Origin of the sequence: Streptomyces sp. NPDC056480, from assembly GCF_042795405.1 — a bacterium.
Lineage (GTDB): Bacteria > Actinomycetota > Actinomycetes > Streptomycetales > Streptomycetaceae > Streptomyces.
Genome location: NZ_JBHTSA010000106.1, coordinates 13,304 through 27,532 on the forward strand (window position 1 = coordinate 13,304; position 14,229 = coordinate 27,532).

Annotated in this window: 6 protein-coding genes and 2 pseudogenes; 5 read left to right on the forward strand and 3 right to left on the reverse strand. The window is 63.8% G+C overall.

The window, feature by feature from the left end:
• The first annotated feature begins 63 nt into the window (after nt 1-63).
• Nucleotides 64-2,727, forward strand: coding sequence for a LuxR C-terminal-related transcriptional regulator (locus ACFQ79_RS32255; protein WP_383590038.1), 2,664 nt, complete (start codon nt 64-66; stop codon nt 2,725-2,727).
• A 2,978-nt stretch (nt 2,728-5,705) separates the two neighbouring features.
• Here ACFQ79_RS32255 and ACFQ79_RS32260 read toward each other — a convergent pair.
• Together ACFQ79_RS32260 and ACFQ79_RS32265 are read right to left on the reverse strand one after the other, a co-directional pair.
• Entirely contained in the window at nt 5,706-6,293 is a 588-nt protein-coding gene (locus tag ACFQ79_RS32260; protein WP_383590040.1) for a hypothetical protein, read from the reverse strand.
• 2,845 nt (nt 6,294-9,138) lie between these two features.
• Nucleotides 9,139-10,060 (reverse strand): annotated as a pseudogene (locus ACFQ79_RS32265) (transposase family protein).
• 1,449 nt (nt 10,061-11,509) lie between these two features.
• On the opposite strand from ACFQ79_RS32265, the gene ACFQ79_RS32270 reads away from it, so the two are divergent.
• On the forward strand, nt 11,510-12,295 hold the full coding sequence (locus tag ACFQ79_RS32270; protein ID WP_383590042.1) for a tetratricopeptide repeat protein: 786 nt from the start codon (nt 11,510-11,512) through the stop codon (nt 12,293-12,295).
• 138 nt (nt 12,296-12,433) lie between these two features.
• On the opposite strand, the pseudogene ACFQ79_RS32275 reads toward ACFQ79_RS32270, so the two are convergent.
• A pseudogene (locus tag ACFQ79_RS32275) lies at nt 12,434-13,245 on the reverse strand (transposase family protein).
• A gap of 262 nt (nt 13,246-13,507) precedes the next feature.
• On the opposite strand from ACFQ79_RS32275, the gene ACFQ79_RS32280 reads away from it, so the two are divergent.
• The 3 genes from ACFQ79_RS32280 to ACFQ79_RS32290 all read left to right on the forward strand — a co-directional run.
• Nucleotides 13,508-13,825, forward strand: coding sequence for a transposase (locus tag ACFQ79_RS32280; RefSeq protein ID WP_383590044.1), 318 nt, complete (start codon nt 13,508-13,510; stop codon nt 13,823-13,825).
• Nucleotides 13,822-13,992, forward strand: a complete 171-nt coding sequence (locus ACFQ79_RS32285; RefSeq protein WP_383590046.1) for a hypothetical protein — start codon at nt 13,822-13,824, stop codon at nt 13,990-13,992. Before ACFQ79_RS32280 ends, ACFQ79_RS32285 begins: the two co-directional genes overlap by 4 nt.
• An 8-nt stretch (nt 13,993-14,000) precedes the next feature.
• On the forward strand, nt 14,001-14,229 hold a 229-nt coding region (locus tag ACFQ79_RS32290; RefSeq protein ID WP_383590048.1), incomplete at its 3' end, for an IS3 family transposase.

A 14,229-nucleotide genomic window follows, 5' to 3' on the forward strand; every position in this document is an offset into this window, starting at 1 on the left:
GCGGAGCGTGGGGTGCGACTCGCCGACTGGGTCCATGCCACCGCTGTCTAAGGAGGTGCCCCCGTGAGCGAGGTCAACCAGAGGCAGCGCTGGCCTTTCGTAGGGCGGGGTGGAGAGCTTTCCGTGTTCTCCAGCACGTTGACAGATCCCCGGGAGCGGGGGTTTGTGATCTACGGACCTCCTGGTGTGGGCAAGTCACGCCTCGCTGAGGAGTGCCTGGCCCAGGCGACGCGCTCAGGCTTTAAAGGTGTCCGTGTGTCAGCAAGTGCCGCGGCTGGCAGTGTGCCATTGGGTGCGATCGCACATCTGATTCCGGACAGCGTTGACCTGTCTGATCCAGTACGTGGCTTCGCTGACGTTGCGAAAGCCCTGGCTGGTCCTGGACGCAGTCGTGGTCGCGCCGTGTGGGTAGACGATCTACACCTGCTGGACACCACGTCGGCGGTGCTGCTACGGCAACTCATGGATGCCGGCGTGATCCGGCTTGTGGCAACGGTACGCTCGGGCGAACCAGCGAGTGAGGCTGTGAATGCTCTCTGCCATGGGGATGCTGTCCGCAGAGTCGATCTCGCGGTACTGGGGCAGGCGGAGTGCGAACGGCTCCTTCAGGATGTGCTCGGTGCGCCAGTCGGGCGGCGCACATTGCGTCATCTCTATGAGGGCTCCGGTGGAAACGTGCTGTACTTGCACGAGCTCGTGCAAGGTGCAGTCCTGTCCGGCAACCTCGTTCGGGACGGGGAAGTCTGGGAGCTTGCCGGGGCGTCATTGGATGCGACGCCGATGCTGGCAGAACTGATCAGCGCGCGCCTCGTCGCCGCAGGGGAAGTTGGTCGTTCTGTCCTGGAGTTGCTTGCCCTGTGTGAGCCCGTGCCACTGGCTGACGCGGAGGCTGTGGCCACGCTGTCAGTCCTCACAGAGTTGGAACAAGCCGGGCTTATCCAGACCACAGAGGACCAGCGGCGCACCACTGTAGCCCTCGCGCACCCGCTCTACGGCGAGGTGCTGCGGGACAAGATTCCCGTGCTGCGTCGGCAAGCCGTTCTTCTGAGCCAGGCTGAGCGCGCAGAGGGCTACGGTGTGCGCCGACGTGAAGACCCGCTGCATATCGCCACCTGGCGGCTGGCCGCAACCGGCACTGCGGATCCTGCGCTGCTGGTCAAGGCTGCCACTCTCAGCTTCCACGCCCATGACTATGCCCAGGTCATCGCGCTCCTTGAAGCTCTCCCTGAAGATCACCACACAGTTCACACTCGGCTCCTGCTGGGGTATTCCATGATCGAACTCGGGCGATGGGAGCCAGCCGAGCGCATTCTGTCCGACGCCAACGCTCAGGCCACCGACGAGAAGGAACGACTAGAGGTCACCCTCGCCCGAATTATGAGTCTGTTCTGGCTGGGCTCCAGGACTCAAGAGACGCTGAGGGTCACCGAGACGGCACTTGAGCACGTGGCCGACCCGGCGGGACGGCGCGCGCTTCGCACAATAGAAGGCTATGTCCGTGTCATCTCCGGTGAACCCGATCGCGGTCTCAAGTTGTTGGAGGAACACCTGGAAGAGGACCCCAGCGCAAGCTACGACCTGAATACCTGGTTGCGAGGCGCCCTGACAAAGACTCTGGCGCTGGCTGCCACTGGGCGCACCACGGAAGCGGTGGCATGGGCTGATCTCGCCTACGCCATTCATATGCGCGCCGAGGCTGATCAGCAGCTTGTGCCCCACCCGGCGACCCAGCTGAGCACTCCCGCCCTTACAGAGGCCGGAAGAATCTCCGAGGCACGCGAGGTGGGAGGGCAGGCGTTCAGCGACCTGCTGGTTTCTGCGGACACGGCTGTACCTCGTATCTGGGTCGCATTCTTTCTCGGACGTGCAGAGTGGTTGGCCGGACATCCCGCAGCTGCCCGCCTGTGGCTCGCCGAGGCCTTCGCTCCGGCCCGAGAGATCAACCACGCCAATGCCCTTCGCTTGATCCTCTCCTACACAGTGGCGGCAGCTGCCGAGCTAGGTGACCTCGATGCCGCCGAGACTGCTTTTGGGGATCTTGAAAACTACCCCGTCATGGGATATGCCCGAGGGGAAGAGCGGCTCGGCGAGGCGTGGCTGTTGGCCTTGCAGGGCATGCAGTCCAAGGCCCGCGATGTGCTCCTTGAAGCAGCCGCCGCTGCCCGTACGACCCGCTATCTCACGTCCGAGGCATTGCTCCTGACAGAGGCTGCCCGATTGGGAGGGGCCAAGGAGGTCACGGGACGGCTCGCCGAGCTCACGCAGCTCTGTGACGGGGCACTCGTTCCCGCCAGAGCCCGCTTCGCCGAGGCCATCGCTGCCGGCGATCCAGAGAAGCTTCTGGAGGTGTCAGGCGAGCTGGAGAGCATCGGCGCGGATCTGATGGCCGCAGAAGCAGCAGCGGCAGCCGCGGCGGCATTGCGCCGCCAGGACGAGCCGAGGCGCGCGACAGCAGCGAGCAACCGGTCCGCTGCCGCAGCTGCGCGGTGCGAAGGAGCCCGCACTCCGCTCCTGGCTATGGCCCAAGCTGCGAGCACGCTGACGGACCGCGAACGTGAGATCGCCCAGCTGGCCGCAGCTGACACCGCAAGCAAGGACATCGCCCAGATGCTGCATCTTTCCGTGCGCACCGTGGACAATCATCTGCACCACGTGTATACGAAACTCGGTGTTACCACCCGGCGCGAGCTTCTGAGTGTTCTCAACGAACCGGAGCAGCCGAGTTGACCGGCGGACAACGGGATGCCGCAGTCATGCCGCGCTGATATCGCGTCGGATACTCCGCCCGCGAAATTTGTTACATGGTTCTCTTCAGTCCGGGTGGTTGGTGCTTGAGAGATTTCAAGTCACAGCACAGGTGCTGAAGCGTATGGCGAACCTGCAGAAGGTGCGCTGCAGAGTCCGGCATCTCGCCAGTGTGGATAGCTCGCCCCGCGACCGCCCCCGCCAGCGCTATGGCCTCGCGGACGGCGCCGACCAGGTGTGGAACCCAATTCTGGTAGAGCTCTCTGTCCGCGGTGGACCCTGGTCGCGTGTGGGTGCGGTGGTGGGCATGCACCAGCCAGTGCCGCGCAGATAGGTCGCCGAGTATTGGCAGCAGGCTTCGTTCGATGACGATAAGAAGATTTACTCGACCGTCCAGTGCTTGAAGCCCAGGCCGTTCCGTGACGCCATCACGGAACGCGATGAGGGCATTTATCAGCTTGCTCGACCATTGACGCAATTCTTCGGTAGTGGGGGGTATCTGCCCAGAGGGCGCGGTTGCACGACGAGCGACCCACCCCAGTTGGTAGCGTGCAATCCTCTCTGCTGCACAGGTCACACCAGCAGTGCCCGCGCGGCAGGTGCCGACCCCGATCTGACGGCGGGCTCCGGGATCAGTCGCGTGGATCGACATCTGCCTCATCCTGTCGCATCACCGGGATCCCGCTCTCATGATGCCCCGTGCGTCCCTGCTGTGGGTACGCCTCGATGCCCGGTACGAGCGACCGAGCGCTTTCCTATGAGAATCACGCCGCAGGCTGCCGATGCCGGGCGTTCGAGTTGAGTAATCCCTGGGCCACATTTCCCATCAATGCCTGATTCATTACTAGTGGAGATCTGAGCTACTCTCGCAGCATCTCTGACGGAAGGCTCAATGTCGTGAGTAGACCGTGCTTATCGCACAGGAAGCGGACGGTCCGATACCAATTCAGGGCGGATCTGTACCCATGCCAGGCAGTCCGGTCACCTATCCGGCCGGCAGCACACCTATCTCGCCTGGGTCATCGTGTAGATCACAGCGCTCCTACCGCACAGTGGAGCATGAACGGCTTGCTGTGCCACTGCCGCTCCGCCACTCAATACACTTCCCTCGCCAGCGGGCAAATAGAGGGGAATGAAACTGCAGGGGCTTGAGCATGTGTGTGTCAGCTACCTCATCACCGCTTCCGCGGTGCAGGTATCCCAGCCAAGCTCGGCGGCAACCCGCCTGGTCCCGCCATCCGGACGCTCAGCGTTTCCTCTGGAGGACCGTGCCAGCGGGATTCCACCACTGGCGGAGCGCAAGGGGACACGTCCACCCCTCCCGTTGCTCCCCTGCCCGCTGCACTCGCTCATGAGGGCGGCGCCAGCGGCGGACTCATCACGCTCTCGTGTGCCGTGCCACCCGGACCATCGCGAACGGACTACCAAAGGGCCATACGGGGCGATATAGGGCTCCAGGGTCCTCAATGAGCTTCTTCAACTCAGGTTCGGCCGGAGGCGCTCAGGAGGGTCTGACCTGCACAGACACTTCAGGTGGGTTACCCGATCGGTCGGCAAGCTGAAGAAGCTTCATCTGCCAGCGTGAGAACCCGCCGTTCCGAATTCCCGAGCACTTTGAGTACGGCTTACTCAGCGCTGCAGCCGAGGAGTAGGAGCACAGTGTCTTGTAGGGACGGAAGTTCCCATCAGTGGATACTTTCCGGAAGTGATCGTCATGTATGCCATCGGGTACGAACAGTTCGTCAGTGAAGGGCCGCGGGTTCCAGCTCCCCGGCAGCCTCCGGACGATGACAATGACATCACCGAGGTACTGGAGCACTGCCCCGAGGCGGTTCGAGCCGCCCACCAAGTCGCACAGCAGACACTCATGGGCTGGCGGGTGGACAGCAATGCAGTGCTAATGGTGGTTTCCGCGCTGATCGCCAACGCCGTTGAGCACGCTGATCCACCTCTGATGCTGCATCTGCACCGGGAAAGGTCTGGCAGCCGCATCTGGGTTGGTGTCACTGTCGGAGACCCGGCACAGCCGAAGGGCACAAGCACGCGATCCCGGACGGGTAGTACAGGCAGTCACGACGTCACCGTCGTGACTGCCACGGCTGACGCCCACGGTACCCGGTCCCACCACAGCGGCACTACTCACTGGGCACGCGTCCCAGCCTCAGCATGTCCTCAACGGGACACCAAAGCTGGCTGACACGGATGAGCGCCGCAGCCGGACGGGGATCGGTCTGGCTTCTCCTTATTCGGAGTCGTCATAGTCGCTGGTCTGGATTCGGAGTCGTCATAGTCGCTGGTCTGGTCGTGAGGAAGACCTCTCAACGGAGCGTGCCATGTCTGCGCCGATGCACCTCCGACGAGCCGGGCCGATCCCTGCGGCGGGATCGCCGTCAGGCCGAGGGCTCACGTTCGCGTTTTCCGCACCAGACCTCCTTGGCGAGACCTGCCCCGATGGGTTTGGCCCCTGCCCTGCTAAACTATCCGCTGATGATTTCCCTGCTGGGCCCGGCGGGGCCCGACTGCCCCGTGGCTGCAGCCCGGTCTCAGAACAGATAGACCGGGGCATGAGCAGATCAGCCATCATCCTCGCCGGCATGATCGGGCGAGTCCGGTCCAGACTCGCATCGGCCTTCCGGGCACACCGACCAGCCCGTCGTACCTGCCAATCACTTGCAGGTACGAGGAGGCCACCGCCTACCGACCTCGCAATGTAGCCGACCCCAACACCGGCTTAAGGTCACTACCGCAATCTCTCGCGGGCGCACGACATCATACTACTCGCTGGGCTGTGCACTACACGATGCCGAAACGGTCCGCTCCCTGCAATGCATAGGATTCCATGCTTTGCGGTGACCACCGCCGAGTACGGGAAAGGTCTAGACAATGCTGCGAACCTGGTTCAGTCTGGACCGTCTTTCGGTCCTCGACCTCCACGTGCCTTGCGATTGCTGTCGCTGCGCTCAGGGACAGCGAGTGTAGGAATTAAGCTGATCGGCCACGATGAACCCGGCAGTCTCGTGCAGGCGAATGACTTCCTCGTACTGAGGTCGGTGATCGTCCGGGGCTGCCAGACATGTCACAACATGATGGACACCTCGGTCTGCGAGGTTCTTCAAGCACTGCTCGAGCAAAACATGTCCGAGAGGTCGTCGGCTTGGATCGAGCGCAAGCCAATCCAAAGCAACGATGTCATCGGCCAGTGCGTTGACTCGGGCCTCACCGATATGCGTCCCGTCTCGTTCACGCAGGTAAAGTTGCCAACCTGACCCATCAGGACGTTCACTCACATCCGCAATCGCATACAGGCAAGGCCGGAGCGTATCCAGACGGTGGTGGAGATAGAGCCACTCATCGGTCACGGAGAACCCGCAATTCTCCAGCGCCCGCCGCACGTCCGGACGCTGACGCATCGGCAGACCGGCAGGAGCCAAAGGAGTGGGGGCACTGTAGGCATGTACGGTTCGCTGCCCCAAGCGGGCAACCGTGTGGCTGATCAGAATCTGTGCGAAGTTCTGGTCATTCTCCTTGCAGTACACCCACAGAAGCATCCCAGCACCGTCCACCGCCCTCACACCGTGCAATACCGCACCCAGGACTGTTCCATCCTGAGACACCAAAACGTCGCAGTCAACGGCTTCCATCCCTGCCCCTGCCCCTGCCCCTGCCCCTAGGGAACGATCGAAAGTGGCACGAGTGGTCGCGGGCCAGCCTGGTAGCGCGTATGCATCAATCAGCTGCGACACCGCAGCCCCGTCATGGCTATCGAACCGACGCACACTCACACCCATATCTACCGACGCGACTGCCATCTATCCGCCTCTCTTGCGTGACTACGCCATAGCATCCCGCACTTGTAGCGTGCTGCAAGTGCGCCACACCCACAGTTCATACATGACCATCCATTCAGTCTCACTGTTCGGTGGTACCAAACGAGCTGGTGCGTGATTGCCGCTGAGGCGTCGTTGAGGTTGAGTGGCATGATCCGGTTGTAGCGAGATGAGTGATCTTGGGGTTCGGCTTTCACGGGGACCTCCTGGTACCATCTGGATTGTCCTGCCGCAGAGTTGGCTCTGCTGTGCATGCCAGAGTCGAGGGTCAGCGTCGCGAAGCACGAGGCGGAACGAGCACACGGACTGCGAGGCCGGCAACCGGCATCAACCGGCCTTCGCTGACCGGCCAACGGCCAGCGGGGATCCACCCGGGACACACCCGCCGCCCTCTTTGCTGGGACTGCTGTTCGGCGTCAATCACTCACCCACGCCACCGGAGAGTTCCGCATCCCGCTGGCCGGGCGTGCGCGCGCGGTCCCGGAACGCCCTGGTCTATGGCTTCGGGACCCTGACCGATGTGCGTCGAAGGTGTCCAGCTCCGTCCGGACGCTGCTGAGTCCAGGCCTGGCGCCCCTGCAGCCGGCCGCGGTAGACGGCATGCGCTCGTTTCGGGAAAGAAGAGCAGAACATCACGAATATCACCGCCACCGGCATCGCCGACCGCAGAGGCCGCACTGCCAGTTGTGAACTGATGCCTTACGACCTGGGCTTGTATGACCCCGGCATGCAACGAAATTACGGCATCTGTTGTCAGTAGTTCCACGATGCGGCAGCGCTGCTTGACGACGGCTGCACCGGACTTGGCCGTGCTCACCCCTGGCCAGGCGATCACGGCACTGCGACTGTCGGAGTCCCGGCTCAGCCTCGCGGCCTTCGGCTTCCCGCACCAGGCACCGCAGGAGTCCGTTGAACTGGCCGAAGATTTCGCCCTTCTGGCACGAGGCGAAGCGTTCCGCCAGCAGAACTGCCACCGGTCGACTCGTCGCTGGCGAAGCAGACGGGCCTGACGCCGATGGTGCCGAGGCTCTGGCGGACGTTCGGTCTGGAGCCGCAACGCTCACAGTCGTTCAAGCCGCTCCCGGACCCGTCCTTCGCCGACAAGGTCCACAACACTGTCGGCCTCTACCTGGATCCGCCCAAGCGGGCACGGTCTTCTGCGTCGACAGTCGCAGATCCAGGTGCCAGCTTCCAGCCCGCGGCGCCGCCTGCGCCCGGCGTCCCGCAACGAGTCACGCTCTCGCCTGCACCACGCTCGTCGCGGCCCTCAAGCCTGCCATCAAGCTCGACCAGGAAGCACCAGACGGGCTCGAGGCCATCTGACGCTGGACATCAAAACTATCCGCCGAATCCCAGCTATCAAAACCTTGCTACCCACCCACGGTTCCGCTTGCGCGACACCCACCGGTCGGCCAAGCTCTGCCTGACCGACCGGCAGTTCGCCGAACTCGCCCAGCAAGCAGATACGACGAGGCGCCCGAAACCGTCCAGGCCCTGGCCAGGACATCCGGTCACCGCCCGGAACACCGGACCAAGCCCTGTGTCCAGACCGCAACCACAGACGAGATCGTCTCGAACGCCTCGCGTCGTATCTCAGCAGAATGCTGGCCCGGAACGCTAGCTGCCGGCGCCGTCGGTGAGCATGATGGGGGCCTTATGGATCACTGCGGAACTTGTGTCGCCGCTATTGTCCGACATCGAGACCGGCTCAGCAGCCTCAGCTGTTCCTCCAGCGACAATTCCAAGGATTCCCAGAGAGGCTGCCATGACGGCATTGAGGGCAATCGTCCGCATAGTGACGTGGCGCGCCTTGATCAATTTCTACTCCTGACTTGCGTGACCAACCATATAGTGTGGTATGAAATCTCGGACAGGTGGCCGTATTTGCAGAGAGGCCACTGGCTTATTCAATCACTCATCAGTGAGCATTCTGATGAGTACTGTGCCCTCAAAGTTCTCCTTCTCGGCCCAGTGGTCCCTTGCAGTGTGAGCGTGTCGGAGCGGCGGTCCGGCCAAGTGGCTGTGGGCATGCAGTCCGTCAAGTCCTGGTTCTGGATACCATGTTGTGCAGCCCGCGTGACCTGTGACTTCTATGGACTCGACCAGAAGCACATGCTGGGTCAGGAGTTCAACGGCGTTGAACGATTCTCTGCCGAGGCCGCTTCCGGCCGCGCGCTAGCGGGAGGCAGACCGCCTGATCACTGCTGTTCGCAGCATGCAGGTCATCTTGGTGATAGGCGAGTATGCAGACAGCCGGAGGCCGGGGATTCTTGCGGGAGTGCATCTTCTTGGCTGGCGTTCACCGCCTTGCGCGGCGAATCCGCCAAGGGGTGAAGCCTCTGGCTGCACTCGTTGCGTGGCCCGTACTGGTCGGCCGAAGGCCGAGTTAACTCTTTCGGTTGAGGAACCGGCCGCGCTCAAGCGGCGGGTGCGGCCTCGTTCCTCGGCGCATGCGTGGGCTCTCCGGGTGCCAGACCATCCTGGCTTGAGCGCAGGATGCTTCCTTACGACGTTGTGCGCGACTGAGGTCGAGACGTGTCGGCCTGGTGGGTTGGCTGGTGGGTGATCACCGCAGGGCGGCGCGGTCGGAGATCTGGCCGGCGATCGCGAGGTGGGTCTCGTCGTAGTGTTCGCGCCGTCCGATGTATCGCTGGAGCGGGCGCCACTGCTTGTGCTCGGCATTGGCGTGTTCGACCGGGATCCGGCGGGAGGACTGGGCTGTGCGTGCCGCCTGCCATGCTGCGACCTCGTCGGCGTCGGCGGTCTTGCCGAGCTTCTTCGGCGGGGCGGTCACCTGGTCGGGGGGAAGTCCTTCGCAAGGCCCCGATACCCGGCGTCGACCTGGGCTTTCACCTCAGAGTACCGGACGACCAGGTACCAGATCCCCTCGGTCTTCAACGCGGTCTGATCGTGCATGCGGCCGGGCCGGATGGCGCCGGTCCACAGCGTGCGGCCGGCCTCGTCGCTGATCACGGTGGACTTCTTGGTGTTCTGCCTGCGCTTGCCGGAGATGAAGGCCCGGCGTCCGGGCCGGCCGGCCCTCGGGCGGCGGACCTGAACCTCGGTCCCGTCGATCCGCAGCTCGACGCCCTCAGCCGCCGCGTAGGCGAAGACATCGACCAGGGTGCGAAGCCGCAGATCAGGCTTCCCGGGCACGGCGAAACCACGGGCGGCGAGCAGCGGCCGGATCTCATGGACGGCCCGGGTGACCGTGGAGCGGTCCACGCCGCAGAAGCCGGCAAGAGCGGCATGCGGGAGCTGAAAGCGGAGGATGACCAGGGTGGCGATCACCCGATCGGTGAAAACCAGCTGATGGTCAGGGCCTCCGCCCTCGGCCCGTAAACGGTCGTGACCTCGGCGTTCATGCGGGCGTCCTCCTGAGCCACCCACGGCCCGTCCAACTCCTCAATCATCTTCCCGAGTTGATTCCGTGAGACGCCGGTGCAGATACGATGCGAGAGAGCCGTACGGGCCAAAGATCGCTTCACAACTTTCCCAACCCGTACGGCTCACTCCATGTCACAGCCCGACCAGAACTCGCTGTCGTACACCACGTCGTTACAGCCGGTGCGGCTCAACTCGGGTCGAAATGTAGGGCTGCAGGCAGACCCATTCATCGAGGAGTACGGTTGAAGCGTTCGGCTTCGCCGCCGGTCTGTGGCCGGTGGGGGCAGGGCTCTTGTGTGCGATGCCGGCTGAGGTGAGGGGCTCTAGGTGGGACAACTTCGACTTGTAGCAGGAGCATTTGCCCGTCAGGCGATGTTCGACGGTCATGCCGTGCCCTTGGAAGAAGTTGTTCGCCCGCTGACAGAAGGCGATGGCGGTGTACTGGCGTTCGTCGGGCCATCTCGCTGTGTACCAGGCGGGAGTGGTCATCGACAGCTGGCTAGATACGTACGGCTATAGCCGATCACCGGCCTGCAGCCCTTGCACTGTCAGCTGTCGCCGCCTGGCGGTTCGCCGCACCGGCGCCTCTGCCGACCGCGCGAAAGCGACGTCTGGGATGTTGCCGAGCTTCTTGGTTTCAACATCGAGCAGTTCGCCGGGTCGGGCCATTCGTAGCGACGGATGGGTTTGCCAGTCGGCCAGTCGGTCGAGGCCAGGCAGCTCAGGCCGTGCCGGAGCAGGATGCAGTTTGCCGTCAGTCCGCAGCCGACAGACGCGGGTCTCAGCCACCGCGGGAGTCCGGCATGGAGTCGCGCGGGACCGACTGGAACGGCCGTGCAGGCTCGCATCGCTCTCGGTCCGCCAGCGAGGGCCTATTCATGGGCCGTGCGACGGGATACTCCCATCTCTGCCGCAACGTGCGGGACGGCCGGACAGGACACCTTCGGCCAGGATCCCTCTGCCGTGGACGGCCAGCCGAGTACCAGGGCGGGACACGAAGACCTCCAGTGTGTGGTGAAGCCCTAGACGCTTCCACCACGCCGGAGGTCTTCGCAATGATCAAGACCAGCAAGCGCTAACAACGCTCGTAACCAATGCGACTAGACCGTGTCCGTAAAATCGATGACTCGCTTAAAGGCTAGGCTCTGCCCGTAGCCAGATTCACGGAATATAGAAGCTCCAGTCTCGCTTGATCAAGCGGGGAACAATGCAGAACTACCGCGCGTACACCATGCCGCATCCCCGTCTAAAGCGAAGTGTCACCTGAGTACTGATTGCTCAGGTGGGCAGCATGCCGACGAACCACCGTAATGTTACGAACATTAGCATGACTGTAACGGCTGGAGTTGCCAGCTGGCATCGGCATCTCGCCTGGCTCCAGGCCACTGGCAGGTCCGAAATTCCCGCTTGGGTCCGAATAGAATGAGTACGGCACGGGCGTCGGCCGCGCCCCGTGTGGTACGTGCTGAGACGAGGCAACAATGGGGTCTACTGAACGGTCCCTGCGAGAGGTTATCCGCTCGCATCGGCACAACCATCATGTTCGGTTGATGGCCCAGGCTGAGCTGGCAGAGTGCTGGAGGCAGACGGGCGATTACCGTCGTGCCTCACTGCTGCTAGCACTGACATTGACCGCATCAGAGGACCACTTCGGCGAAGACTCACCAGAAGTCGCCCAGTTATGCAATCAGGCTGGAGTGCTCGGTAAGTACACAGGGAATTTTGACTACGCGGAACGGCTCTATCTGAGGGCTCTGGGTGTTTTTCGGCGGGTCTACGGACCTGATCACGACTCAGTGGCCACTCTCTATCACAACCTCGGGGGCCTGGAGCACAGTCGTGGCAAGCCGCAGGCTGGAGAACCATGGTCAGCCTTGTCAGTCGAGGTCCGCCAACGGTTGCACGGCCCACACCATCCATTGGTAGCCGCCGATATCGCAGCCTGGGCCCCGTTGCTCGCCGACTGCGGCCGCCTTGACGACGCGGAGGCGCAATTGTGCCGCGCCCTGGACATCTTCGAGTCCATCGGGGACGACTACGAGGTAGCGGTGACGCTGCACAACTTGGCGGCACTGCAGTACCGTCGGCACTCCTACCGGCAGTCCCTCGCCGGGAGTGTACGGGCTCTGGTGCTCAAGGAGCGTCTACTCGGGAGCAATCACCCCGAACTCGCTACTACCCTGGTGAACCTTGCAATGGCATGCCGGAGTACCGGCCAAGAGGACCGAGCCCTGCGATACCTGATCCGTGCGGTCCAGATCCTGACTCCGCAGGTGGATCCGGATCACCCCACCCTTGCTGCAGCGCGGCGCGCCCTGACTTCGCTGTCGGGTTGACCGTCAGGGCCGCTTCTGAGGGCGGCCGTGCATGTTGCCGAGGGCCAGGTGGTGAGTTGGGCCGGCCTGGATTTCTTGAGACGAGGGCGCCGTCCCTCCTCGGCCGTGTACCGGAAGTAGATCTTGAGTGTGCCGTTTTCATCCTGAATAGCTGCAGGTCAGCAGGGTGTGGACGGCTTGGACGATGGTGCCGATGCGGCGGGTGGAGCATCGGGCTCGGCGGAGGATGCGCCAGGGCTTCAGCTGTGCGAAGGCCCGTTCCCCAGGAGCTCTCAGCCGCGCGTGGTCCCGGCTGAACTGCTGGTAGTGCTCGGGTTGTTCGCGGTGGTGGCAGCAGGGGGTGCGGACAGTGGTGCGCCGGCGCCCTGGCAGGCGCGGTCGGCGAGCACGGGGATCTGCCGGGTGAGGCAGGCCTGGACGGTGCCGTGGGCGCGTGCGGCGGTCAGGTCGTGGGCGGTGCGGCCGGGTGCCGCGCGGGAGAACCACAGCGGTGTGCCGTCGGGGCGGGCGATGACCTGCACGTTCATGCCGTGCTTGCGGTGTTTCATCGAGTAGTACGGCTCGTCGGCGGCGATCCGGTCGATGGGGATGAGCGTGCCGTCGGTGATCACGTGGCCGCCCTCGCCCAGGCCGGTCAGGGCCTCGTGCAAGCCCGGCGGCCACGCCGCGAGGACGTCGGGGGTCTCGCTGGCATAGCGCCGGGCTGTGGCTGTCGGGACGCCGGAGACGGCTGCCAGGGCGGGCAGCGTCTCGTTCTTGCGCGGGTGCACCAGTACGAGCAGGGCCTGGCGGAAGCAGCCGGGCTTCCGCCATCGCGAGCGACGTTCACACCTTCGAGCGCAGATGAGCCAGGAAACGTGCGCAACCAGCTCACGCGGAACATCAACCGTGGCACGGTACGGGACCAGGCGAGGCTCCTCGGACGATGCGTGGTGCGTAGAGAACACCACCGCAACGACCAGGAGTCCCGCCTCGTTACACACCCCTGCTGACCTGCCATTTCACCCCACAGCGACAGGACGAAAACGGCTCAGTGAGGAATGATCTCAGGCCATGGGGTGGGGAGATCTCACGGACGAGCAATTTGCGCCGTGAGGCGCTGTCGATTCGAGTGGATGTGGAAGACCTTCGCCGCCGATCCTGTCTGAACCTTCCACTTGGTCGTGGACACCTGGAGACTGGGACGTGTGAGCCCAGGGGAAGCAGTGCCAGGTGGGAAGTAACTACGCGAAGCGGTACTCGGACGAGTACACGCATGACGCTGTCGAACTCGTACGGTCCTCGGGCCGGACGGTGACCGAGGTCGCCCAAGAACTCGGGATCAGTCCGGAGTCCTTGCGGGCGTGGGTGCGGAAGGACAATGCCGCCCGGGGGGCGGGGCCGGCGTCCAGGGCCGGGCGGTCCGGCGAGGTGGCCGACGACCGTGACGAGGAGCTCAAGCAGCCGTGGAAACTGACCGTCGAGCAGGCAAAGACGATTGAAATCCTGAAAAGAGCGACGGCCTTCTTCGCGAAGGAGAGCGACCGGTGAGCGCGATATGCCGGTTCATCCATGCGGAGAAGGCGAACTTCACGATCGCTCTGCTGTGCCGGGTGATGAAGACTGCCCGCTCCACCTACTACGCCTGGGACGCTGGACGCGAGGCCCGCTGGCCCGGCGGCGGGGCGATGAGGCCCTGGCCCAAGAGATCACCGTGATCCACATCATGTCCAGGGGCACCTACGGCGTCCCGCGCGTGAGCGCCGAACTGCGCCGTCAGGGGCGACCGGTCAACCGCAAGCGAGTCGCACGCGTCATGCGTGAGTACGGCATCGTCGGCCACACCCGGCGCATGGGACGTCGGAGCCTGACCAGGCAGGCCCCAGGAGCCGCGCCGGCCCCCGACCTGATCGGCCGTGACTTCCACGCCGACAGGCCCGGGGTCAGGATCGTCG